Here is a 23,564-nt window from a genome sequence, read left to right on the forward strand (position 1 = left end):
CCGAGCAGGTCAGCGCGGACGCCGGAAGCGGGTGGTGGCGGGCTGGTCACCCGAGCGTCACCGAGGCGCCACGTGGCTCTGCTGGACTGCGCCCCGCCAACGACCGTTCGCGATCAGCAGAGGGGGCCGGCAGTGCCCGATTCGACGCCGTCCAGCACACCGTCCACCACCGACCCGTCCGCCCCGACCGTCCCGGCTGTCCCGTCCGCCCCGGGCGCTGTGTCCGCCCCGGCTGCTCCGTCCGCCCCGGCGGCGCCGCGGCGCCTGGGCACGTGGGCCCGCCGCCGTCCCCGCCGCGGGCTCCTCGCCGCGCTGGTCGCCGCCGGCGCCGTCGTCGGGCTCCTGCCGGGGGCGCCCGCCACCGCGACCACCGGGCTCACCCCGCACGACCCGGTCGCCGAGTACCTGGCCGGCTGGGACGTCCGCCGTGTCGCCGACGGCGTCACGGTCTACTCCGGCACCGTCGGAGACCCCACCAGCGGCTCCTGGACGGTGACCGTGCTCGGCGCCGCCGGGGGCGACGGCGCCGGCACCGCGCTGCGCCTGCGCGGTCGCGCGGAGGCCGAGCGACTGGCCGAGCGCGTCCGGCAGGCCGGTGCCGCTCCCCGCGTCGAGCGGGTGGACTGGCCCGGTGCCGCCGTGGGGGAGGGGGAGGAGGGCGCCTACGGCTGGCGGGTGCGCGTCGGTTCGGCCGCCGGCCAGGCCGAGGCCGCCGCGCTCGCCGCCCCGCTGCGTGCCGCGGGGCTGACCACCGCCGTGGAGTGGACCGGGGCCGACGCCGAACCCGGCTCCGGCGGCGCCGACCTGTGGGTCACCGTGATCGACCCCGACGCGTTCACCGGGGAGATCACCGCCGACCCGGGCGCGGCCGTGGCCGGCCGGGAGACGGTCGCCGCGATCGCCGCCCGCCGAGACGCCCTGCTGGCGGTCAACGCCGGCTACTTCGTGATGGAGGAGCGCGACGGCATCCCCGGTGCCGCCGCCGGCATAGCCGTCTACGACGGCAGGGTGCAGCAGGCCGCGACCGACGGCCGGGTGGCGCTGGTGCTGGACGGCGACGGGCTGCGCCCCCGGCTCGCGGAGCTGTCCACCGAGCTCACCGTCACCGCCCCGCGGGTGGGCCCGCGCGAGGGGCACGGCGCCGCCGGGCACGGCGCCACTGGGGACGGGGCCACCCGGGAGGTGGACGGCGTCAACCGGCGCCCCGGGCTGGTCCGCAACTGCGGCGGGGTCGGCGGGGACGCCCCCACCGAGAGCCCGCGGCACGACGTCACCTGCACCGACGCCGACGAGATCGTGGCGTACACGCCGGAACTCGGTGCCGACACGCCCGCCGGCGAGGGCGTGGAGGTGCTCCTCGACGCCCGCTCCCGGGTGACCGGCTTCCGCGCCCCCGGCGGCCCGGTTCCCGCCGGTGGCCGGGTGCTGCGGGGGATCGGGGAGGGCGCCGACTGGCTGAACCGCTACGCCCGGGTCGGCGACCCGCTGCGGATCCGGGAGCGGGTGGTGGACGAGCGGGGCCGGCCGCTGGCCCTCGACGCGGCGGACGACGTGGTCGGCGGCGGGCCGCGGCTGGTCGAGAACGGCCGGGCGGCCATCGACTTCGCCGCGGACGGCCTCGTCCACCCGGACAACAGTGATTTCGCCTACACCTGGGGCATCAAGCGGCACTCCCGTCAGCTGGTCGGTGTGGACGCCGCCGGGCGGGTGCTGCTGGTGACGGCGGACGGCCGGCGCCCGGGCGTCAGCGACGGCCTCGGCCTGGCGGAGGCGGCGGAGCTGCTCGTGGACCTCGGGGCCGAGCAGGCGATGAACCTGGACGGCGGCGGCTCGGTGACCCTGGCCGTCGACGGCGAGGTGGTCAACGCGCCCAGTGACGCCGCCGGTCCGCGGGCGGTGGGGGACGCCCTGCTGGTGCTGCCCGGGCGGTGACCGGCACCGCGGCGCGGCCGTTCGGCCCGGCCGCGGTGGCCGTTCGGCGGCGCGTGGACCCGGCCGGGGTCGGGGGCGGTCGGCCCCGGACCCCGGCCTCCGTCATGCCCGTCCGGCACCCTCCTGCCGGACGGGCCGCGCCGCCCGGCCCCCGCGTCCGGCCCCCGACGTCCGGCCCCCGACGTCCGGGCGGCGCGCCGGGGATCCCCGCCGTTGGCGGATTCGAACACGTGAGCGATAAGGTTCCGGGACGCACCCCACCCACCCACCGACGGGAAGGGTAGGGAGGAACAAACGACGCCCCGCCGGTGCTTCAATGGACCGGGCGGGGGCCGAATCGATCCAGGGGCACGCGGCGCGACGCGCCGTGTGGGCGCGCCCTCCGGCGCCGCACGCCCCACCACCCCACGAGAGCACGCCGGACACGCCCACGGTCCGGGGAAAGGCACAGCGTGGCAGACCGCCTCATCGTCCGCGGTGCGCGCGAGCACAACCTGAAGAACGTCTCGCTGGACCTGCCGCGTGACTCGCTCATCGTGTTCACCGGCCTGTCGGGCTCCGGCAAGTCCTCGCTCGCGTTCGACACGATCTTCGCGGAGGGACAGCGGCGCTACGTGGAGTCCCTCTCCTCCTACGCCCGGCAGTTCCTCGGCCAGATGGACAAGCCGGACGTGGACTTCATCGAGGGCCTGTCGCCCGCGGTCTCCATCGACCAGAAGTCCACCTCCCGCAACCCGCGCTCCACCGTCGGCACCATCACCGAGGTCTACGACTACCTGCGCCTGCTCTTCGCGCGCATCGGCGTCCCGCACTGCCCCGAGTGCGGCCGGGAGATCGCCCGGCAGACCCCGCAGCAGATCGTCGACCAGGTCCTCGCCCTGCCCGAGGGCAGCCGCTTCCAGGTCCTGGCGCCGGTGATTCGCGAGCGCAAGGGCGAGTACGTCGACCTCTTCGCCGACCTCCAGTCCAAGGGCTACGCCCGCGCCCGGGTGGACGGCGAGGTGGTGCAGCTCACCGACCCGCCGAAGCTGAAGAAGCAGGAGAAGCACACCATCGAGGTGGTCGTGGACCGCCTCACGGTCAAGGAGAGCGCCAAGCGCCGGCTCACCGATTCGGTGGAAACGGCCCTCGGGCTCTCCGGCGGCCTGGTCACCCTCGACTTCGTCGACCTGCCCGAGGACGACCCGAACCGCGAGCGGGTCTACTCCGAGCACCTGGCGTGCCTCTACGACAACCTCTCCTTCGAGGAGCTGGAGCCCCGCTCCTTCTCGTTCAACTCGCCGTTCGGCGCCTGCCCGCAGTGCACCGGCATCGGCACCCGCATGGAGGTCGATCCGGAGCTGGTGGTGCCGGATCCGGAGAAGTCCCTGGACGAGGGCGCCCTGGCCCCGTGGACCGGCGGCCAGTCCAGCGAGTACTTCAACCGGCTGATCCAGGCCCTCGCCGAGGAACTGGGCTTCCGCACCGACGTGCCCTGGCAGGGGCTCCCCGCCCGGGCCCGCAAGGCGCTGCTGAACGGCCACTCCACCCAGGTGCAGGTCCGCTACCGCAACCGCTACGGGCGCACCCGCAGCTACACCACCTCCTTCGAGGGCGTGCTGCCGTACGTCAAGCGCCGCCACGCCGAGGCCGAGACCGACGCCAGCCGCGAGCGCTTCGAGGGCTACATGCGGCAGGTCCCCTGCCCCGCCTGCGACGGCACCCGGCTCAAGCCGGTGATCCTCGCGGTCACCGTCGCCGGCAAGTCGATCGCCGACGTCTCGGCCATGTCGATCAGCGACTGCGCGGAGTTCCTGGGCGGGCTGCGGCTCACCCCCCGCGAGAAGAAGATCGCCGAGCGGGTGCTGAAGGAGGTCAACGAGCGGCTGCGCTTCCTGGTGGACGTCGGCCTGGACTACCTCTCCCTCGGCCGCGCCGCCGGCACCCTCTCCGGTGGCGAGGCGCAGCGCATCCGGCTGGCCACCCAGATCGGCTCCGGGCTGGTCGGCGTGCTGTACGTGCTGGACGAGCCGTCCATCGGCCTGCACCAGCGCGACAACCACCGCCTCATCGAGACCCTGGTGCGGCTGCGCGACCTCGGCAACACGCTGATCGTCGTGGAGCACGACGAGGACACCGTGCGGGCCTCGGACTGGGTCGTGGACATCGGTCCCGGCGCCGGCGAGCACGGCGGCAAGGTGGTGCACTCCGGCTCGCTCAAGCAGCTGCTGGCCAACGAGGAGTCGCTGACCGGCCAGTACCTCTCCGGCAAGCGCAGCATCCCGGTGCCCGAGGCCCGCCGCCCGGTCGACCGCAAGCGCCGGCTGGTGGTGCAGGGGGCGCGGGAGAACAACCTGAAGAACGTCACGGTGGGCTTCCCGCTGGGCACGCTGACCGCGGTCACCGGGGTCTCCGGCTCCGGCAAGTCGACGCTGGTCAACGACATCCTCTACACCCACCTCGCCCGCGAGCTGAACGGCGCCCGGATCGCCGTGCCGGGCCGGCACACCCGGATCACCGGCGTCGACCTGGTGGACAAGGTGGTGCACGTCGACCAGAGCCCGATCGGCCGCACCCCGCGCTCCAACCCGGCCACCTACACCGGCGTCTTCGACCACGTCCGCCGCCTGTTCGCGGAGACCGTGGAGGCGAAGGTGCGGGGCTACCTGCCGGGCCGGTTCTCCTTCAACGTCAAGGGCGGCCGCTGCGAGAACTGCTCCGGCGACGGCACCATCAAGATCGAGATGAACTTCCTGCCGGACGTCTACGTCCCGTGCGAGGTGTGCCACGGCGCCCGGTACAACCGGGAGACCCTGGAGGTGCACTACAAGGGCAAGTCCATCGCCGAGGTGCTGGACATGCCGATCGAGGAGGCGCTGTCGTTCTTCGAGGCCGTCCCGGGGATCGCCCGCCACCTGCGCACCCTCAACGACGTCGGCCTCGGCTACGTCCGGCTGGGGCAGCCCGCGCCGACCCTGTCCGGCGGTGAGGCGCAGCGCGTCAAGCTGGCGGCGGAGCTGCAGAAGCGCTCCACCGGGCGGACGGTGTACGTGCTGGACGAGCCCACCACGGGCCTGCACTTCGAGGACATCAGCAAGCTGATCGGCGTCCTCCAGGGGCTGGTGGACAAGGGCAACACGGTGATCGTGATCGAGCACAACCTCGACGTGATCAAGACCGCGGACTGGCTGATCGACCTCGGGCCGGAGGGCGGCAGCGGCGGCGGCACGATCGTCGCCGAGGGCACCCCGGAGCAGGTGGCCGGGGTTCCGGAGAGCCACACCGGCAAGTTCCTCCGGGAGATCCTGGGCGCCAGGGTCAGCGACGCCGTGCCGGTCGGCTGAGCCGTCGGCCGTGCCGGCCTGAGCACCGCCGCGCGGGCCTGAGCACCGCCGCGGCGGCCGGCGCACCGCCCACCACACGACGGCCCCGTCCCCCGCACCACGCGGAGGGGCGGGGCCGTCGCGCGCGGGCGCACGGGTGGTGGCGTCGGCGGTGTGGCGGAGGACCCAGGCGGGGCCGTCGCGCGCGGGCGCACGGGGCCCCGTGCAAGGCCCCCGTGCGGGGCCCCGCAGCCGTCACCGCGCCCCGGCCCGGGGGCGGGTCGGGGCGGCGGCCCGCGTAGGCTGGGCCCGCGCGAGGAGGCCCCGCGCGCGCGGGCCCTCCCTCCCCCGCCCCGAGTGACCCCACCAACCCCCTGATCAGGAGCACGCCGTGACCACCAGCGAGCCCGCCCGCGCCGCCGCGGAAGGCACCACCACCCGCCGCCAGGTGCTGCGGTCCACCGTCGTGGCCGGCGCGGTCGGCGCCGGGGCCTGGGCGCTGGCCGGCTGCGCCGAGGGCGCCGGCGGCTCCGCCACCCCGCAGACCGGTCCGACCGCCCCGGTGGAGCTGGGGCCGGAGTCGGAGGTGCCGGTCGGCGGCGGCAAGGTGTACCCGGACGCCGCCGTGGTGGTCACCCGGCCCAGCGAGCAGGAGCTGAAGGCGTTCAGCGCCGTCTGCCCGCACCAGGCCTGCCTGGTCTCCGAGGTCGGCGAGGGCGGCATCCTGTGCCGCTGCCACGGCAGCCGGTTCGACGTCTCCGACGGTTCGGTGGTGGGCGGCCCGTCGCCCTCGCCGCTGCCGGCCGTGCCGGTGCGGGTGCAGGAGGGCCGACTGGTGGTCGGCCCCGAGGCCGGCGCGGACGGCTAGCCCAGCCGCCCGGGGCCACCCTGCCCGCCGCGCCCCCCGTGCTCGCCGGCGAACCAGTCGGCCACCACCTGCGTGTGCGAGGGGAAGGCCAGCTCGGCCGGCGCGGACAGCAGCTCCCAGCCCAGGGTCTCCGCCGTCGGCGCCGACGGCGGCAGCTCCGCCAGCGGCCGCGGGGGCAGCAGGCCGAACAGCATGATGTGCGATCCCGGCTGGTTGCTGTACGCGCCGGCCAGCCGGACGTCCTCCGCCCGGGCCGGGATGCCGGTCTCCTCCCACAGTTCCCGCACCACCCCCTGCTGCCAGCTCTCCCCGAGGTCCACGAACCCACCGGGCAGCGCCAGCCAGCCGTGCCGGGGCTCGATGGTCCGCCGGATCACGACCAGGTGGACTCCGGCGTCGTCGTGGACCGGCAGCATGGCCACGGCCACCGGCAGCGGGTTGCGCCAGGTGGTGTTGGAGCACTCGCCGCACACCCGCGGCCAGCCCGCCGTCACCGTGTAGGCCGCCCCGCAGTAGCCGCAGTGGGTGTCCATCGGCAGCGTGGCCCAGGGGGGTATGACCCCCGCGGCCTCCCCGACGAGCTCCGAACGCCCGGACGACGTCCCGTTCCCGGCCGCCATGCCGGCCTCCTTCCACCCGCCTGACGGCGGGGCTCGATCAACGCCGCGTGCGGGACCATCCTCCCTGCCGGAGGGCGCCCCCGGACAACCCCGCCCGCCCCGCCCGTTCCAGCGGAGCGACTCCCGCGCTGTCGGTGCTCTTCCGTAAGGTGAGGGCATGGCCGACCCGTCCAGCTACCGCCCAGCACCCGGCACGATCCCGCAGGCACCCGGCGTCTACCGCTTCCGGGACGGGCACGGCCGCGTCGTCTACGTCGGAAAGGCGAAGAACCTCCGGCAGCGGCTGGCCAACTACTTCCAGGACGTCGCCGCGCTGCACCCGCGCACCGCCACCATGGTGACCACCGCCGCCTCCGTGGAGTGGACGGTGGTCAGCACCGAGGTGGAGGCGCTCCAGCTGGAGTACTCCTGGATCAAGGAGTACTCCCCGCGCTTCAACGTCAAGTACCGCGACGACAAGTCCTACCCCTCGCTCGCCGTCACCATGGACGAGGAGTTCCCCCGGGTCCAGGTCATGCGCGGCCCCCGCCGCAAGGGGGTGCGCTACTTCGGCCCCTACGCCCACGCCTGGGCGATCCGCGAGACGGTCGACCTGCTGCTGCGCGTCTTCCCGGTCCGCACCTGCTCCAGCGGCGTGTTCAAGCGCGCCGCCGCCAGCGGACGCCCCTGCCTGCTCGGCTACATCGACAAGTGCTCCGCCCCCTGCGTCGGCCGGATCTCCCCGGAGGACCACCGGGAGCTGGCCGCCGAGTTCTGCGACTTCATGGCCGGCCGCACCGGCACGCACCTGCGGCGCCTGGAGAAGGAGATGCAGCAGGCCGCCGCCGACCTGGAGTACGAGCGCGCCGCCCGCCTGCGCGACGACATCGGCGCGCTGCGCCGGGCCATGGAGAAGAACGCCGTGGTGCTCCCGGACGGCACCGACGCGGACGTCATCGCGCTCGCCGAGGACGAGCTGGAGGCGGCCGTGCAGATATTCCACGTGCGCGGCGGCCGGGTGCGCGGCCAGCGCGGCTGGGTCACCGACAAGGTGGAGGACGTCGGCGCCGCCGAGCTCGTCGAGCACTTCCTGCAGCAGCTCTACGGCGCCGAGCGCGGCGAGGCGGTGCCGCGCGAGGTGCTGGTGCCCGTGCTGCCCACCGACGCCGAGGCGGTCGCGTCCTGGCTGGGCGAGCTGCGCGGCTCCCGGGTGGACCTGCGCGTGCCGCAGCGCGGCGACAAGAAGGACCTCCTGGCCACGGTCGCCCGCAACGCCGGCCAATCCCTCGCCCTGCACAAGACCCGCCGCGCCTCCGACCTGTCCACCCGCAGCCGGGCCCTGGCCGAGATCGCCGACGCCCTCGGCCTGGAGTCCGCCCCGCTGCGCATCGAGTGCTTCGACATCTCGCACCTGCAGGGCGAGGACGTGGTCGCCTCCATGGTGGTCTTCGAGGACGGCCTGGCCCGCAAGAGCGAGTACCGCCGCTTCGCCATCAGGGGCTTCGCCGGGCAGGACGACGTCCGCTCCATGCACGAGGTGATCACCCGGCGCTTCCGCCGCTACCTGGAGGAGTCCCAGCGCACCGGCGAGTGGGCCACCCCGGAGGGCGAGGCGGAGGCCGCCCGGCAGGCCGCGGAGCGCGCCGCCGCCGGGGAGGTCGACACCGGCAACGGCGACACCGGCAACGGCGACACCGGCAACGGCGGCGCGGGCCCCGAGGGCGCCGCCGGGGCGGTGGAGCTGGAAGGCCCCGCCGTCTCCGGGCCGATCGATCCGGAGACCGGCCGTCCGCGGCGCTTCGCCTACCCGCCGCAGCTGGTCGTGGTGGACGGCGGCGCCCCGCAGGTGGCCGCCGCCGCCCGGGCCCTGGCGGAGCTGGGCATCGACGACGTCGCCCTGTGCGGCCTGGCCAAGCGACTGGAGGAGGTGTGGCTGCCCGGCGAGGAGGACCCGGTGGTGCTGCCGCGCAGCAGCGAGGGCCTGTACCTGCTGCAGCGCGTGCGGGACGAGGCGCACCGGTTCGCCATCAGCTACCAGCGCGGCAAGCGGGGCAAGCGGCTGCGCGCGGGTGGCCTGGACTCGGTGCCCGGGCTCGGCGCCACCCGCCGCGCGGCGCTGCTGAAGCACTTCGGGTCCGTCAAGCGCCTGCGGTCCGCCACGCTGGAGGAGGTGTGCGAGGTGCCGGGCATCGGCCGGCGCACCGCCGAGGCCGTCATCGCGGCGCTGGCCTCGGCGGAACCGTCGGCACCGGCCGTCAACACCGCCACCGGGGAGATCGTGGAAGGCGAGTCCTGACCCGGTCCGGCGCGCCCGGCCGGTCCCCAACCTCCCTGCCCGGCAGGGGAGTCGGGGCGTTCCGGGGCGAGTCGGGCGGCCCTCGGCGCCCCGCCCGCAGGCCGCCGGACCGTGGGCGGCCGCCAAGCAACCGGAGCGAAGTTGTCACCTCGTCGCCCCGGTGAGGTCGGCTCCGTCGGGTAGGTTTCGCCGCGTGACAGCCCCGACGGGCGCGCCCCCTGCCCGGTGCAGGCAGGGAGGAGACGAACTGGAGGATCCGTGAACGCCCCTGGTACCGGTGAGAACACCCCGGAACTCGTGATCATCTCCGGCATGTCCGGTGCCGGTCGCAGCACCGCCGCCAAGTGCCTGGAGGACCTGGGCTGGTTCGTGGTCGACAACCTGCCGCCGTCGCTGATCCCGACCATGGTCGACCTCGGTGCCCGCTCGCAGGGCGCCGTGCCGCGCATCGGCGTGGTGGTGGACGTCCGCGGCCGGCGCTTCTTCGACGACCTGAAGAACTCCCTGGCCGACCTGGACTCCTCCGGGGTCCGGCGCCGGGTGGTCTTCCTGGAGGCGTCCGACGACCACCTGGTGCGGCGCTTCGAGTCCGTGCGGCGCCCGCACCCCCTGCAGGGGGACGGCCGGATCGTCGACGGCATCGCCAAGGAGCGCGACCTGCTGCGCGAGCTGCGCGGCCAGGCCGACCTGGTGATCGACACCTCGACGCTCAACGTGCACGAGCTCCGCGCCAAGATGGACGCCGCCTTCGCGGACGGCCAGGAGCCCGAGCTGCGCGCCACCGTGATGTCGTTCGGGTACAAGTACGGCCTGCCGGTCGACGCCGACCTGGTGGTGGACTGCCGCTTCCTGCCGAACCCGCACTGGGTGCCGGAGCTGCGGCCGTTCACCGGGACGAGCGAGGAGGTCGCCGGGTACGTGTTCGACCAGCCCGGCGCCAAGGAGTTCCTGGACGGCTACAGCGAGCTGCTGCGGCTGGTCATCGAGGGCTACCGGCGCGAGGGCAAGCGCTACCTGACCCTCGCCGTCGGCTGCACCGGCGGCAAGCACCGCAGCGTGGCGATGGCGGAGCGGCTCACCCGCCGGCTGGCCGAGCAGGGCGTGGACACCAAGGTGGTGCACCGCGACATGGGCCGCGAGTAGCCGACGGTGGCCGGGCGGCCCGCCCCGCCCGGCCACCGGCGCGGCCCCGGCCACCGGTGAAGCGCCGGCCACCGGCGCAGCCCTCCGTGCGGCGGCCGGACCGAACGAACCGCCGGCGGAACCGAACGAACCGCCGAAACGAGCCCGGCGGTCGGGGCCGCGCGCCGCCCGCGGCCACCCGGCCGGGCGCCCGGCCGCGCCGCACGCCCGACCGGGCGTACCACGCCCCGCGCGCACACCCGGCCCCCGCGCCCGCGCCCCGCCGCCCACCCGTGCGGCGGCGCCGCCGGACCGGAGCCGCCCCGGAGATCTGGCATGCTTCCGGAAGTGGCACCAGACAACCGGGAGAGGGCGTGACCGGACACAATCCAGGGCGTCGCGGGATGCGCGGGACCGTCCCACCGATGGGACTGCAGCCGAAGGTCGTCGCCCTCGGCGGCGGCCACGGCCTGGCCGCGTCGCTGACCGCCCTGCGCCGGCTCACCCCCGACCTGACCGCCGTGGTCACCGTCGCGGACGACGGCGGCTCCAGCGGCCGCCTGCGGCAGGAACTCGGCATCCTCCCCCCGGGGGACCTGCGCAAGGCGCTGGCCGCGCTGTGCGGCGACGACGAGTGGGGCCGCACCTGGGCCAGCGTGCTGCAGCACCGCTTCACCGGCGGCGGCGAACTCCACGGCCACGCCGTCGGCAACCTGCTGATCGCGGCCCTGTGGGAGAAGCTCGGGGACCACGTGGACGCCCTGGCGTGGGTCGGCCGGCTGCTGGGCGCGCACGGCCGTGTGCTGCCCATGTCCACCGTGCCGTTGGAGATCGAGGCGCTGGTCCGGGGGCACGACCCGGCCCGCCCGCAGGAGACCACCGCCGTGCGCGGGCAGGCCGAGGTGGCGGTGACCCCCGGCCACGTGCAGCAGGTCCGCCTGGTGCCCGAGGAGCCCCCCGCCGCGCCCGAGGCGGTGGCCGCGGTGCGCGACGCCGACTGGGTCATCCTCGGCCCCGGCTCCTGGTTCACCAGCGTCATCCCCCACCTGCTGGTGCCCACCCTGGCCGAGGTGCTGTCGGTGACCCGGGCCCGCAAGGTGCTCGCGCTGAACCTCGCCGCGCAGCCGGGGGAGACCGAGGGGTTCTCCTCGGAACGTCACCTGGAGGTGCTCGCCGCGCACGCCCCCGACCTCACCGTGGACGCCGTGCTGGCCGACCCGGCGTGGATCGGGGACCGCGACACCCTTGAGGACGCCGCCAAACAGCTGGGCGGGGAGCTGGTGCTGGCGTCGGTGGCCGCCGCGGACGGCACACCCCGCCACGACCCCGAGCTGCTGGCGGCGGCGTACGACAGGATTTTCCGCACGCATGGAAGGATCGGCCCATGGCGATGACCGCAGCGGTGAAGGACGAGCTCAGCAGGCTGCCGATCACCAGAGCATGCTGTCGCAAGGCCGAGGTCTCCTCGATCCTGCGGTTCGCCGGCGGCCTGCACATCGTCTCGGGCCGCATCGTGGTCGAGGCGGAGCTCGACACCGGAGCCGCCGCCCGGCGGCTGCGCAAGGACATCCTGGAGATCTTCGGCCACGCCTCGGACCTGGTGGTGATGGCCCCCGGCGGGCTGCGGCGGGGCAGCCGCTTCGTGGTCCGGGTGGTGGCCGGCGGCGACCAGCTCGCCCGGCAGACCGGCCTGCTGGACGGCCGCGGCCGGCCCATCCGCGGCCTGCCGCCCCAGGTGGTCTCCGGGGCCACCTGCGACGCCGAGGCGGCCTGGCGCGGCGCCTTCCTCGCCCACGGCTCGCTCACCGAACCCGGCCGCTCCTCCTCGCTGGAGATCACCTGCCCCGGCTCCGAGGCGGCCCTCGCCCTGGTCGGCGCGGCCCGCCGGCTCGGCATCACCGCCAAGAACCGCGAGGTGCGCGGGGTCGACCGGGTCGTGGTCCGCGACGGCGACGCGATCGGCGCGGTGCTCACCCGGCTCGGCGCGCACGAGTCGGTGCTGGCCTGGGAGGAGCGGCGGATGCGCCGCGAGGTGCGGGCGACCGCCAACCGGCTGGCCAACTTCGACGACGCCAACCTGCGCCGCTCCGCGCGCGCCGCGGTGGCCGCCGGCGCCCGGGTGGCGCGCGCCCTGGAGATCCTCGGCGACGACGTGCCCGAGCACCTGGCCGCCGCCGGCCGGCTGCGGATGGAGCACAAGCAGGCGTCGCTGGAGGAGCTGGGCTCGCTCGCCGACCCGCCGCTGACCAAGGACGCGGTGGCCGGCCGGATCCGGCGCCTGCTGGCGATGGCCGACAAGCGCGCCATGGAACTGGGCCTGCCCGGCACCGAGTCCAGCCTCACCGAGGAGATGGTCGGCTGACGCCGACGCCGCGCCCGGTTCGCCCCGGCCGGCCGTCCCGAATACCGGGACGGCCGGCCATTCGTTCAATCACGAATCAAAAAATTCCCGGGCGGCGGCAACAGCGTTGAAACGATCGCAATCGCACGGCGTACCGGAGTGCCGGCCGCCCGGTGTCGCCGGCGGGACGCGGCACGCCGATCCGGCGGCCGGCCCCACCACCTCCCGAACGACCTGTCGGAATCCGGCAACTCGGATGTCCACCCCCGGGTGACGGCGTGTCGCGTGCCCCGGGCACCCCCTGCCGGAATCCGTCCGGAGCCGTGCGTACCTGTTCGCACCCGGTACGGACCTTCCCGGAAGCCTTCGGCGCGGACAGCGGGGTGAACGTGCTGGCGGCCACAGTGGCGAGGTAGGGTCGGAAGCGGTCGGGGACATCCCAAACAGCTTCCGTCGGCCTTCGTCCGGCGTACCAGCGAGGAGATCGGTTCGTGACGATCCGGGTAGGCATCAACGGCTTCGGCCGTATCGGCCGCAACTTCTTCCGTGCGGTCCTGGCCCAGAACGCTGACATCGAGATCGTCGGTGTCAACGACCTGACCGACAACGAGACCCTGGCGCACCTGCTCAGGTACGACACCATCCTGGGCCGCCTGGACCGCGAGGTCACCGTGGACGGCGACACGATCACCGTCGGCGGCAAGAGCTTCAAGGCGATCGCCGAGCGCGACCCGGCCCAGCTGCCCTGGGGCGAGCTCGGCGCCGACATCGTGATCGAGTCCACCGGCCGCTTCACCAACGCCGAGGACGCCAAGAAGCACCTCGACGCGGGCGCCAAGAAGGTCATCATCTCGGCCCCGGCCAAGGGCGAGGACGCCACCTTCGTGATGGGCGTCAACCACGAGAGCTACGACCCGGCCAAGCACCACGTGGTCTCCAACGCCTCCTGCACCACCAACTGCGTGGCGCCGCTGGCCAAGGTGCTGCTGGACAACTTCGGTGTGGTCAAGGGCCTGATGACCACGGTCCACGCCTACACCAACGACCAGGTCATCCTGGACTTCCCGCACAAGGACCTGCGCCGCGCCCGCGCCGCCGCCCAGAACATCATCCCGACCACCACCGGTGCCGCGAAGGCCACCGCGCTGGTGATCCCGGAGCTGAAGGGCAAGCTGGACGGCATCGCCATGCGCGTGCCGGTCCCCACCGGCTCGGTGACCGACCTGGTCGTCGAGCTGGAGCGGGAGGCCACCAAGGACGAGATCAACGCGGCGTTCAAGGCGGCCGCCGAGGGCTCCCTCAAGGGCTTCCTGGAGTACACCGAGGACCAGATCGTCTCCTCCGACATCGTCAACTGGCCGGCGTCGTGCACCTTCGACTCCAGCCTGACCATGGTGTCCGGCAAGACGGTCAAGGTCGTCGGCTGGTACGACAACGAGTGGGGCTACTCCAACCGCCTGGTGGACCTCGCCTCCCACATCGGCGGCAAGCTCTGACCGGAGCCGTCGCCTGAAGACGGCACACCGTTCCGGTAGCGCTCGGCTCCCCGGCCGGCTCCGCGTCCACCGCGGAGCCCGCCGGGGCCGCGTGAGCTCATCGCCCGACGGCGGGCCCGGACGACGCGAGCCGTCGTCCGGGCCCGCCGTCGCGCGTTCGCCAAAGACCGCAGGGACACCCGTGAAAGGGACCACCTCGTCATGAAGACCATCGACGACCTCGACGTCGCCGGCAAGCGCGTGCTCGTCCGCGCCGACCTCAACGTGCCGCTCGACGGCACCCGCATCACCGACGACGGCCGCATCCGGGCCTCCGTGCCCACCATCGCCAAGCTGGCCCAGGCCGGCGCCCGCGTCATCGTCTGCTCCCACCTCGGCCGCCCCAAGGGCGAGCCGGACCCGAAGTACTCCCTCGCCCCGGTCGCCACCCGCCTCGGCGAGCTGCTCGGCCGCCCGGTCGCCTTCGCCTCCGACACGGTGGGTGACAGCGCCCAGGAGATCACCGCCGCCCTCGGCGACGGCGAGGTCGCGCTGCTGGAGAACCTGCGCTTCAACGCCGGCGAGACCAGCAAGGACGACGCCGAGCGCGGCGCCTTCGCCGACCGGCTCGCCGCCCTCGCCCAGGTCTACGTGAGCGACGGCTTCGGCGCCGTGCACCGCAAGCACGCCTCGGTGTACGACGTGCCGGCCCGCCTGCCGCACGCCGCCGGCGGCCTGATCGCCACCGAGGTCGAGGTCCTGAAGAAGCTCACCGAGGACGTCAGCCGCCCCTACGTGGTGGTCCTCGGCGGCGCCAAGGTCTCCGACAAGCTCGGCGTGATCGACAACCTGCTGGACAAGGCCGACCGGCTGATCATCGGCGGCGGCATGGCCTACACCTTCCTCAAGGCCAAGGGCCTGGAGGTGGGCAGGAGCCTGCTCCAGGAGGAGCAGATCCCGACCGTGACCGAGTACCTGCGGCGCGCCGAGGACAAGGGCGTCGAGCTGCTGCTCCCGGTCGACTTCCTGGTCGCCACCGAGTTCCCCAGCGACCCGGCCCCGGGCACCGCCACCTACCAGGTGGTGGACGCCGACGCCATCCCGGCCGACCACGAGGGCCTGGACATCGGCCCGAAGAGCCGGGAGCTGTTCGCCTCCCGCCTCGCCGACGCGGCCACCGTCTTCTGGAACGGCCCGATGGGCGTCTTCGAGTACGCCGACTACGCCGGCGGCACCGAGGCGATCGCCCGCGCGCTCGCCGAGTCCAGCGCGTTCAGCGTGATCGGCGGCGGCGACTCCGCCTCGGCCGTGCGCAACCTCGGCTTCGACGACAAGGCGTTCGGCCACATCTCGACCGGCGGCGGCGCCAGCCTCGAATACCTTGAGGGCAAGACCCTGCCTGGCCTGGCAGCACTGGAGGACTGACGCACCCATGGCAACCCACGCACGCACGCCGCTGATGGCGGGCAACTGGAAGATGAACCTCAACCACCTCGAGGCCATCGCCCACGTCCAGAAGCTCGCCTTCAGCCTCACCGACGCCGACTACGAGGCGGTGGAGGTGGCGGTGCTGGCGCCGTTCACCGACCTCCGTTCCGTGCAGACGCTGGTCGACGGCGACAAGCTGAAGATCAAGTACGGCGCGCAGGACATCTCGGCGCACGACTCCGGGGCCTACACCGGCGAGGTGTCCGGCCCGATGCTGGCCAAGCTGAAGTGCTCCTACGTGGCCATCGGCCACTCCGAGCGGCGCGAGTACCACGGCGAGACCGACGAGCTGGTCAACGCCAAGGTGAAGGCGGCCTTCCGCAACGACATCGTGCCGATCCTGTGCGTCGGCGAGGGCCTGGACGTCCGCAAGGCCGGCCGGCAGGTCCCGCACACCCTCGCCCAGGTCGACGGCGCGCTGGCCGGCCTCCCGGCGGAGCAGGCGGCCCGCATCGTCATCGCCTACGAGCCGGTGTGGGCCATCGGCACCGGCGAGGTCGCCACCCCCGAGGACGCCCAGGAGGTCTGCGCGGCCATCCGTGGACGACTCGCCGAGCTGTACGACGCGCAGGTGGCGGACGCCGTCCGCATCCTGTACGGCGGTTCGGTGAAGGCCTCCAACGCGGCCGGGATCATGGCCAAGCCGGACGTGGACGGCGCCCTGGTGGGAGGCGCCTCGCTGGTGGCCGACGAGTTCGTCGGCATCGTGCGCTTCGACCAGGCGGACACCAAGACGGCCTGACGCGGTCGTCGCGACGCGGTCCGTCTCTTCGGCGCGTTCGTTCGCCCCTCCGTGGCGGTCGGCTCCCGAGTACTGGGGGCCGGCCGCCACGGCGTTCCTCCGGGGCTGTTGCCGCGGGCCCGTTTCTCCGCTCTCTGTTGTCCGTTGTCCGCCCCCCGCCAGGCCCGGCGCCGGTGTTGACGCGCTTTCTTGACCGCTCGGTCTCGAATGGGATAGCGTCCGGGACATGGCACGCACCAAGGAGTTCGACCCGGACGCCGCCCTCCAGGCGGCGCTCGAACTGTTCTGGGAGCGCGGCTACGAAGCCACCTCCATGTCCGACCTGGTGGCGCGCCTCGGCATCGCCAAGGCCAGCATCTACGGAACGTTCGGCGGCAAGCGGGACCTCTTCCTGGCCGCCCTGGACCGCTACGGCGCCAACCGGAGCAACACCGGCGCGCTCGCCGCGCTGAACGAACCGGACGCCGGGCTGGAGGCGGTGCGGGCCGCCGTGCGGGCCTTCGCCACCGAGGCCATGGAGGACCCGCGCCGCCTCGGCTGCCTGGTGACCAACAGCGCCGTCGAGCTGACCCGGCACGACACGGAGGTCGCCCGGCGGGTGGAGGCGAGCTGGGCGTCCCTGGAGGGGGCCTTGGAGAGCGCCCTGGTGCGGGCCCGCGACCGCGGTGAGCTCCCCGAGGGACGCGAACCGCGGCAGATCGCCAGCTTCCTGCTGGTGCTCTTCCAGGGGCTGCGGGTGATGGGGCGCGGACGGCCGGAACCGGAACGGATCCGGGCCGCCGCGACGCAGGCCCTCGCCGTCCTGGAGTGAGCCGGGCCCCGGGGTGAACGCCGCTGTGCGCCCCGCCGGGCGGGGTCCGTGCAGCCGGCGGCGCGACTCCGTGCGCCGGATTCGTGTGCCTGGATCCGTGTGCCCAAATTCGAGAACGATCGGTCTAGATAGGAGGGGGAAACGTGACCACGGCCCGACAGCGCGACACCGCGGCGCCGGACGCCACCGGTGCCGCGGCGGGAGCCGGTGCCGGAGCGAGGACTTCGGCGGAGGCCGGTACCGAGGCCGCACCGGAAGCCGCCTCCCAGCGGCACGCCCGGCACCCGCGCGCCGCCTACGCCCTCCTCGCCACCACCCAGATCCTCCTGATCTTCACCATCACCATGCTGTCGGTGCCGCTCCCCGCCCTCCAGCGGCAGTTCCACCTCTCCCCGGCCGATCTCGTCCTGCTCACCGCCGCCTACGGCCTCACCTTCAGCGGCCTGCTGCTCCTCGGCGGCCGACTCACCGACCGCTACGGCCCCCGCCGCACCCTCCTCGCCGGCGCCGCCCTGTTCGGCACCGCCGCGACAGCCGCGGCACTCGCCCCCGACGCCACCGTGCTGCTCACCGCCCGGTTCACCCAGGGCGCCGGAGCCGCCCTGCTGGCCCCGGCCGCGATGGCGGCCCTCCCCACACTCTTCCCCGACCCCACGCGGCTGCGCCGCGCCACGGCCACCTGGGGCGGGCTGGCGGTGATCGGCGCCGCGACCGGCAACCTGCTCTCCGGACCCGTCACCAGCCTGCTGTCCTGGCGCTGGCTCTTCACCGCGCCGATCGCGCTGACCGTGGTCCTGCTGGTCACCACCCGCCGACTGCTGCCCGACGCGCCCGCCGCTCCGGCCTCCGCCCCGTCCGCTCCGTCGGCCGGCAAGGGGACGACCTCCGGGCGGCTCGGCGGCCTGGACCTGCCCGGCGCCGCCCTGTGGACGGCCGGCATCATCGCCCTCAGCCTTGGCCTGGTCCACACCGGCGACCACCCCTGGAGCTCCGCCGCCGTCCTCGTCCCACTCCTCGGCGGCACGGCCCTGATCGCCGTCTTCACCCTCGTCGAACTGCGGCACGCCGATCCGCTGCTGCCCCCGCGCTTCCTCGCCCACCCGCGCCGCCTGGTCGCGCTCGCCGTCGTGCTGGCCGTCGCCGCCGGCTCCGTCGCGCTCGGATTCTTCCCCGTCCTCCAGGTGCAGCAGATCCGCGAGTGGAGCCCGGCGCGCACCTCGGCCGCCTTCGTCCCCTACGTGGTCGTGCTGGTCGCCGCCGGGCGGATCGCCGGCCGCCTGGTGCTCCGTCACGGGACCCGCGCCGTGGCGGTTGCGGGCTCCGCCACCGCCGGCGCCGGGCTGCTGCTCGGCGGCGCCACCGGCCTGGACGGCCCGTACGCCACCGACCTGCTGCCCGCCCTGCTGCTGTTCCCCGCCGGAGCCGCGGCGGCCCTCGCGGCCGTCACCGTGGCAGCCGTCTCCGGCGTGCCGCAGCGCCAGGTGGGTCTGGCGGCGGGGCTGGTGAACACGGCGATGGAGGTCGGGCCGACGGTCGGCCTGGCGGTGCTGGCCTCCGCCGCCGCGGCCCGCACCAGTGCGCTGGCCTCGGCCGGCTCCCCGCCGGCCGAGGCGGTGACCGGCGGCTACGCACTCGGGCTCGCCGTGGTCGGCGCGGCGTTGCTGCTGCTGGCCGCCGTCACCCTCCGGGTGATGCGGCCCGACCGCCCCGCCGAGACCGGGCCCCCGCCCCCTCGCTGATCCGGCGAGCGTCCGAGCCCGCCACCCGAACCTCCCTCCCGCGGAGGTCGCCGCCGACCCGGTGGCCGCTTCCGCACCATCCACCACCCACCACGCAGTGAACTCTCAACAGTGAAGGAGACGTACGTCCATGAACACCTCCCAGCGCACCGTCAACCCCGGTCGTTTCCAGTCCCGCCGCGCCCTCGTCGCCGGCGGCGGCACCGGCCTCGGACGCGTCGTGGCGCGGGCACTGGCCGCCGAGGGCGCCACGGTCGTCGTCGCCGGACGCACGGAGGCCACCCTGCGCGAGACCGTTCGGCTGATCGAGGCCGACGGCGGGCGCGCCCAGGCCGTCACCGCGGACCTCACCGACGCCGCCGACGCCCGCCGGCTGGTGGACGACGCGGTCGGTGAACTCGGCGGCCTGGACGTCGCGGTCAACGCCGTCGGCATCCTGCGCGGCGCCGGCCAGGCCGTCGCGGACATCGCCGAGGAGGACTGGGACGCCATGCTGGCGGCCAACGTGACCGGAACCTGGCTCTTCCTCCGGGAGGTCGTCCGCGCCATGCGGGCCTCGGGCGGTGGCGCGATCGTCACCGTCTCCTCCGACCTCGGGCCGCACATCCGCATCCCCGGCATGGGCGCGTACGCGGCGACCAAGGCGGCGGTGAGCGCGCTGACCCGCGCCGCCGCGCGCGACCACATTGCCGAGGGCATCCGCATCAACGCGGTCAGCCCCGGGGCCCTGGACACGCCGATGTCGCTGCAGCCGGGGGAGACCGAGGCCGAGCGGGCACTGCGGATGAAGGAGCAGAGCCCGCTCGGGCGGGTCGGCACCCTGGAGGAGGTGGCGTCCGCCATCCTCCACCTGGCCTCGGAGGAGTCCGGCTACACCGTCGGGGCGGACCTGGTCATCGACGGCGGCGCCGCGGCCTGAGGCGGCCTGAGGCGGGCTGAGCGGGCTGAGGCGGGCCGGGCGCCTGAAGGTGCCGTGGTGGGGCCCGGGACCGCGGTGCCGGGATGCGGCGGGACCTTCCCGGCGTGGTCCCCTCGGGTGCGGGCACTTGAGGGGACCACGCCGAGGGAGGAACGTTTCCCCCCTTCCCCCCATTGGGGGGCGCGAGGTCCCCTTCTTCAGGATCCCATGAGGGCGTTGCTGGCGGGAGGTCCCAAATCTGTCCTGTGGACAACTCCGGGTCCGGACATGGCATCCCGGCAGCTCATGGCATCCCGGCAGCTCATGGCATCCCGGTAGCTCATGGCATCCCGGTAGCTCATGGCAACTCGGCGGCTCATGGCATCTCGGGTAGGTCATGGCATCCCGGTAGCCCATGACATCCCGGTAACTCATGGCATGCCGTCGGGAGTGGCGTGGCCACTCCCGACGGCATGCCTGCGTTGGTGTCCAGGGACGCGCGGCTACGCCCCCGCGGGATGGCCTCCACCGCGCCCGCGCCCTACGGCAGCACCGAGCCGGTGGGAGACCGGTGCCCCGCCCGTACGGTGCGACGCCCCTCGGACGGTCAGCCCGCCCGGCGAGCCGGCGTTACCGGGTTGAGCCGGATCAGGGTGGCGCCGTACGCGACGATCCACACCACCCACATCAGCCACCCCGCGAGGCCCAGCAGTCCGAGAGGGCCCGCGTGCTCCACGACCAGGGGGGTGAGGGTGGCCGAGGTGAACAGCAGAGCTGCTGACAGCAGCCCCAGCGCACCGTGCCAGCCTCGGATCAGCCCGGCGTTCCGGCCGGCCACGGTGAGTCCGATGAGGGCGAGTGCGAGGAAGGTGCCGTTGAGGGTGAACAGCGCGTCGTGCAACGCCCAGAGTCCCGAGGTGGCGCCGGTGTCCTCGCCGGCCGTGGTGGTGAGCGCCAGGCGGATCGCGATGACCCCGGCGAAGGTGGCGTTCTGCAGGACCAGGCCGGCGAATCCGAGCAGTGACCATCCCTCGCCTCGATCGCGCTCGGACGGCCGCAGCGCGCAGACCGCGCCTGCTCCGAACACCGTGGCCAGGGCCCAGGCGGCGGGGGTGAGCGCGGACCCGACACCGACCACGTCGTCCCGTGTGCCGAAGAACGCCTCCACATCCCCGATGTCGGCGCCGGTGGCGGGCAGGCCGGCGGGGAGCGCGATGACGTTGGCGAAGACGATCATGAAGGCGAAACCGAGGGCCGCCATGCCGCTGATCCGGGAGAAGCTCATGGCGGTCGCCCCGGGTGATTGACGTAACATGTATTCATTATAGGCAGCGTAAAACCAATAGGGGGCAAGCCATGAGCGCGGAGTCGGAGCCGCAGTCGGGTCCGGAGTCCGGTCGGCGCCGCTATGACTCGCTGCGCCGGACGGCGCAGGCGCAGGAGACCCGCGCGGAGATCGCCCGCGCCGCCCGCCGGTTGTTCGTCTCCCAGGGGTGGGCGGCGACGACCGTGCGGGACGTGGCGCGGGAGGCGCGGGTCTCCGTGCCCACGGTCTACGCGTCGTACGGGAACAAGACGGGGCTGGCCCTCGCCCTGGCCGACGCGGCGGACCTGTCGGCCGACGCGTCCCGCATGCTCGCTGAGCTCGAGGCTCCGGCGGCGAATCCCGAGCGGCAACTGGCCGCGATGGCCGCCTATGACCGACGGCTGTTCGAACGCGCGGGCGACGTCATCACGCTGGTGCGCGAGGCGGGTCGCACCGAGCCGGAGTTGGCGACGCTCTACCGCGACGCCCGCCGCCGGGGCGACGGGACGCGGATCCAGGTGTTCTCCTCCTGGCCGCCCGGCGTCCTCCGAGCGGGCCTGGACGTGCGGTCCGCCGTGGACGTCTACGCGGCCGTGTGCAACATCGACGTCTACACCGTGCTCACCGTGGAACGCGGCTGGTCACCCGATCGGGTCGAGCGGTGGTGGAGCGAGGCGCTGGCCCGCGAACTGCTGAACTGAGCGACACGCGGGCGGCGGTCGGTACCCCGAACGGCCGAGGGGCATGGCCTACGCTCCCGGTGCATGGCACGCGTGCTGCTCGTCGAGGACGATCCCTCCGTCGGCCCCGCGCTCGCCCGGGAACTGGCCGCCGCCGCGCACACCGTGCACCTCGTCGGCACCGCGATGCGGGCGCTGGGTGAGGTGGCCCGTGCCGAGTACGACGTCGTCGTGCTGGACGTGGCCCCGCCCGACGCCGACGGCACGCAGGTGCTGCGGATGGTCCGGCGGATGAGCGACGTGGCCGTGATCGTCGCGACCGACCGTGACGACGAGACGGAGGCGGAGCGCCTGCGCCTCGCGGGCGCCGACGCCCACCTGCCCCGCCCGCTCTCCGGCGACCGCCTCGCCGACGGGATCGCCGCAGTGCTGGGGCGCATCGGTGGTTCGCTCACCTCCGGCCCCGCCCCGCGGCTGGTGCTGCGGGTGGGCGCGTTGGCGGTGGACGTGGACCGCAGGCAGGCCTCCCTCGACGGGGTGCCCCTGGACCTCACCCGCCGCGAGTTCGATCTGCTCGCCCACCTCGCCGCGCGTCCGGGGACGGTCGTGTCCCGTCGTGAGCTGTTCGGCGCGGTCTGGCGGCGTGGCTGCGGCGGTGAGCAGACCGTCGACGTACACCTGTCATGGCTACGACGAAAACTCGGGGAGAACGCCTCCGCCCCGCGCTACCTGCACACCGTGCGGGGAGTCGGCGTGAAGCTCCAGGCGCCGACCGGGGACGACGCGGACTGATGCCACCGCCGCCCGGGTCGGGACGGCTTCGGCGCCCCCGGGCGCAGCGGACGCCTGTGCGACCGGGCGCGACCAGTAGGCTGGCGGCCGCTCCCGTCGTACCCTTGCGGGAGCGGTGTCGGATGAGAGAGATGGACTTGTCGTGACTGTGGCGTTCTCGATCGCGTTGATCGTGTTCAGCGGGTTGCTTGTCCTGTTGGTGCTCATGCACAAGGGCAAGGGCGGCGGCCTGTCCGACATGTTCGGCGGCGGCATGCAGTCCGCGGCGGGCGGCTCCTCGGTGGCCGAGCGCAACCTCGACCGCATCACCATCGTCGTCGGGGTGCTCTGGTTCGCGTGCGTCGTGGTGCTCGGCCTGCTCACCTCGGTGTCCTCCTGAAACGGACCGGCGAGGCGGACTCGGGCGGGGGCCCGGCGGCATCATGCCGCCGGGCCCCCGCCCCTTTTCCGTTGTCGGAACGTTTTCCCGCGCCCGGATCCGCCGGGCCGTGCCCAGCACCTCCGACACGCTCTTAAACTGGTGCGGCGCCGAAGCCACACCGGACGGTGGCCGTTGCGCGCGGACCGGTCTGTAACGGTCGGGCGTCCATCGGCGATGGCACATCACCAGACAAAGGCGCGGATTGAGCGCATCACACGACGGCCGGGCCTCGGGGGCACGGCGGCGTATCGCAGGATTACGCAGGGAGTTAGACCGTGGCAAGTGGCAATGCCATCCGTGGGAGCCGCGTCGGCGCGGGTCCGATGGGAGAGGCCGAGCGCGGGGAGTCGGCCCCGCGCATCCGGATCCCGTTCTGGTGCGCGAACGGGCACGAGACGAGGCCGAGCTTCGCATCTGACGCGCAGGTCCCCGACACCTGGGACTGCCCCCGGTGCGGGTTCCCGGCTGGTCAGGACCGCGCCAACCCGCCGGCCCCGCCGCGGAACGAGCCCTACAAGACCCACCTGGCCTACGTGCGGGAACGCCGCAGCGACGCCGACGGTGAGGCGATCCTGGCGGAGGCCCTGGCCAAGCTGCGCGGCGAGGCCTGATCCGGCGTAGCCGGCTCGGGCAGCCGGCTCGGGCCGGCCGTCAGGACGGCCGTCAGGACGGCCGTCAGGACGGCCGTCAGGACGGCTGGTCGGACGGAGCCGGCCGGCGGACCTGGTCGGGTGGGACCGGCCGGAGGGGCG

19 protein-coding genes are annotated in these 23,564 nt (G+C 74.1%); 17 read left to right on the forward strand and 2 right to left on the reverse strand.

What is annotated here, in order from left to right; genetic code table 11:
• The first annotated feature begins 132 nt into the window (after positions 1 to 132).
• The 3 genes from FHU37_RS20880 to FHU37_RS20890 all read left to right on the forward strand — a co-directional run bounded on the left by FHU37_RS20880 (position 133) and on the right by FHU37_RS20890 (position 6,102).
• Positions 133 to 1,932, forward strand: coding sequence for a phosphodiester glycosidase family protein (locus FHU37_RS20880; protein WP_218904100.1), 1,800 nt, complete (start codon positions 133 to 135; stop codon positions 1,930 to 1,932).
• A 452-nt stretch (positions 1,933 to 2,384) separates the two neighbouring features.
• A complete protein-coding gene (gene uvrA / locus FHU37_RS20885; protein ID WP_179815654.1) occupies positions 2,385 to 5,255 on the forward strand; it encodes an excinuclease ABC subunit UvrA in 2,871 nt (956 codons plus the stop codon).
• Between the two features lie 370 nt (positions 5,256 to 5,625).
• Positions 5,626 to 6,102, forward strand: coding sequence for a Rieske (2Fe-2S) protein (locus FHU37_RS20890; protein WP_179815655.1), 477 nt, complete (start codon positions 5,626 to 5,628; stop codon positions 6,100 to 6,102).
• On the opposite strand, the gene FHU37_RS20895 is transcribed toward FHU37_RS20890, so the two are convergent.
• Positions 6,099 to 6,635: an NUDIX domain-containing protein gene (locus FHU37_RS20895; protein WP_179816443.1), complete on the reverse strand. Its 537-nt coding sequence runs from the start codon at positions 6,633 to 6,635 to the stop codon at positions 6,099 to 6,101. The genes FHU37_RS20890 and FHU37_RS20895 overlap by 4 nt on opposite strands.
• A gap of 244 nt (positions 6,636 to 6,879) precedes the next feature.
• Here FHU37_RS20895 and uvrC point away from each other — a divergent pair, with 244 nt between their 5' ends.
• The 10 genes from uvrC (at position 6,880) to FHU37_RS20945 (ending at position 19,634) form a co-directional block, all read left to right on the forward strand.
• Positions 6,880 to 8,997, forward strand: coding sequence for an excinuclease ABC subunit UvrC (gene uvrC / locus FHU37_RS20900; RefSeq protein WP_179815656.1), 2,118 nt, complete (start codon positions 6,880 to 6,882; stop codon positions 8,995 to 8,997).
• Between the two features lie 258 nt (positions 8,998 to 9,255).
• A complete protein-coding gene (rapZ, locus tag FHU37_RS20905; RefSeq protein WP_312892695.1) occupies positions 9,256 to 10,140 on the forward strand; it encodes an RNase adapter RapZ in 885 nt (294 codons plus the stop codon).
• 353 nt (positions 10,141 to 10,493) lie between these two features.
• Positions 10,494 to 11,513, forward strand: coding sequence for a gluconeogenesis factor YvcK family protein (locus tag FHU37_RS20910; protein ID WP_376773985.1), 1,020 nt, complete (start codon positions 10,494 to 10,496; stop codon positions 11,511 to 11,513).
• Positions 11,504 to 12,481 carry a DNA-binding protein WhiA gene (whiA, locus tag FHU37_RS20915; protein WP_179815658.1) on the forward strand — a complete coding sequence of 326 codons (978 nt, stop codon included), beginning with the start codon at positions 11,504 to 11,506 and terminating at the stop codon, positions 12,479 to 12,481. The genes FHU37_RS20910 and whiA overlap by 10 nt, the downstream gene beginning before the upstream one ends.
• 470 nt (positions 12,482 to 12,951) lie before the next feature.
• Complete coding sequence (gap, locus tag FHU37_RS20920) at positions 12,952 to 13,956, forward strand: type I glyceraldehyde-3-phosphate dehydrogenase (protein ID WP_179815659.1); 1,005 nt, start codon at positions 12,952 to 12,954, stop codon at positions 13,954 to 13,956.
• A 201-nt stretch (positions 13,957 to 14,157) separates the two neighbouring features.
• Entirely contained in the window at positions 14,158 to 15,360 is a 1,203-nt protein-coding gene (locus FHU37_RS20925; protein WP_179815660.1) for a phosphoglycerate kinase, read from the forward strand.
• 7 nt (positions 15,361 to 15,367) lie between these two features.
• The gene (gene tpiA / locus FHU37_RS20930) at positions 15,368 to 16,165 is read left to right on the forward strand and encodes a triose-phosphate isomerase (protein ID WP_179815661.1); all 798 of its coding nucleotides are present in this window, start codon (positions 15,368 to 15,370) and stop codon (positions 16,163 to 16,165) included.
• 226 nt (positions 16,166 to 16,391) lie between these two features.
• Positions 16,392 to 16,976, forward strand: coding sequence for a TetR/AcrR family transcriptional regulator (locus FHU37_RS20935; RefSeq protein WP_179815662.1), 585 nt, complete (start codon positions 16,392 to 16,394; stop codon positions 16,974 to 16,976).
• 143 nt (positions 16,977 to 17,119) lie between these two features.
• On the forward strand, positions 17,120 to 18,715 hold the full coding sequence (locus tag FHU37_RS20940; protein WP_312892696.1) for an MFS transporter: 1,596 nt from the start codon (positions 17,120 to 17,122) through the stop codon (positions 18,713 to 18,715).
• Positions 18,716 to 18,845: 130 nt separating this feature from the next.
• Positions 18,846 to 19,634 (forward strand): SDR family NAD(P)-dependent oxidoreductase, encoded by a 789-nt coding sequence (locus tag FHU37_RS20945; RefSeq protein WP_179815663.1) that lies wholly within the window; start codon positions 18,846 to 18,848, stop codon positions 19,632 to 19,634.
• Positions 19,635 to 20,220: 586 nt separating this feature from the next.
• Here the strand turns inward: FHU37_RS20945 and FHU37_RS20950 are convergent.
• The gene (locus tag FHU37_RS20950) at positions 20,221 to 20,928 is read right to left on the reverse strand and encodes a 2-oxoglutarate/malate transporter (RefSeq protein ID WP_246450033.1); all 708 of its coding nucleotides are present in this window, start codon (positions 20,926 to 20,928) and stop codon (positions 20,221 to 20,223) included.
• 41 nt (positions 20,929 to 20,969) lie between these two features.
• Between FHU37_RS20950 and FHU37_RS20955 the strand changes: the two genes are divergently transcribed.
• The 4 genes from FHU37_RS20955 (at position 20,970) to FHU37_RS20970 (ending at position 23,423) form a co-directional block, all read left to right on the forward strand.
• Entirely contained in the window at positions 20,970 to 21,620 is a 651-nt protein-coding gene (locus FHU37_RS20955; RefSeq protein ID WP_179815664.1) for a TetR/AcrR family transcriptional regulator, read from the forward strand.
• Between the two features lie 63 nt (positions 21,621 to 21,683).
• On the forward strand, positions 21,684 to 22,391 hold the full coding sequence (locus FHU37_RS20960; protein WP_179815665.1) for a response regulator transcription factor: 708 nt from the start codon (positions 21,684 to 21,686) through the stop codon (positions 22,389 to 22,391).
• Between the two features lie 148 nt (positions 22,392 to 22,539).
• Entirely contained in the window at positions 22,540 to 22,770 is a 231-nt protein-coding gene (secG, locus tag FHU37_RS20965) for a preprotein translocase subunit SecG (protein ID WP_179816447.1), read from the forward strand.
• A gap of 365 nt (positions 22,771 to 23,135) precedes the next feature.
• Positions 23,136 to 23,423: an RNA polymerase-binding protein RbpA gene (locus FHU37_RS20970; protein ID WP_218904727.1), complete on the forward strand. Its 288-nt coding sequence runs from the start codon at positions 23,136 to 23,138 to the stop codon at positions 23,421 to 23,423.
• Positions 23,424 to 23,564: the final 141 nt, after the last annotated feature.

Origin of the sequence: Allostreptomyces psammosilenae (assembly GCF_013407765.1) — a bacterium.
In the GTDB taxonomy this organism is placed as follows: domain Bacteria; phylum Actinomycetota; class Actinomycetes; order Streptomycetales; family Streptomycetaceae; genus Allostreptomyces; species Allostreptomyces psammosilenae.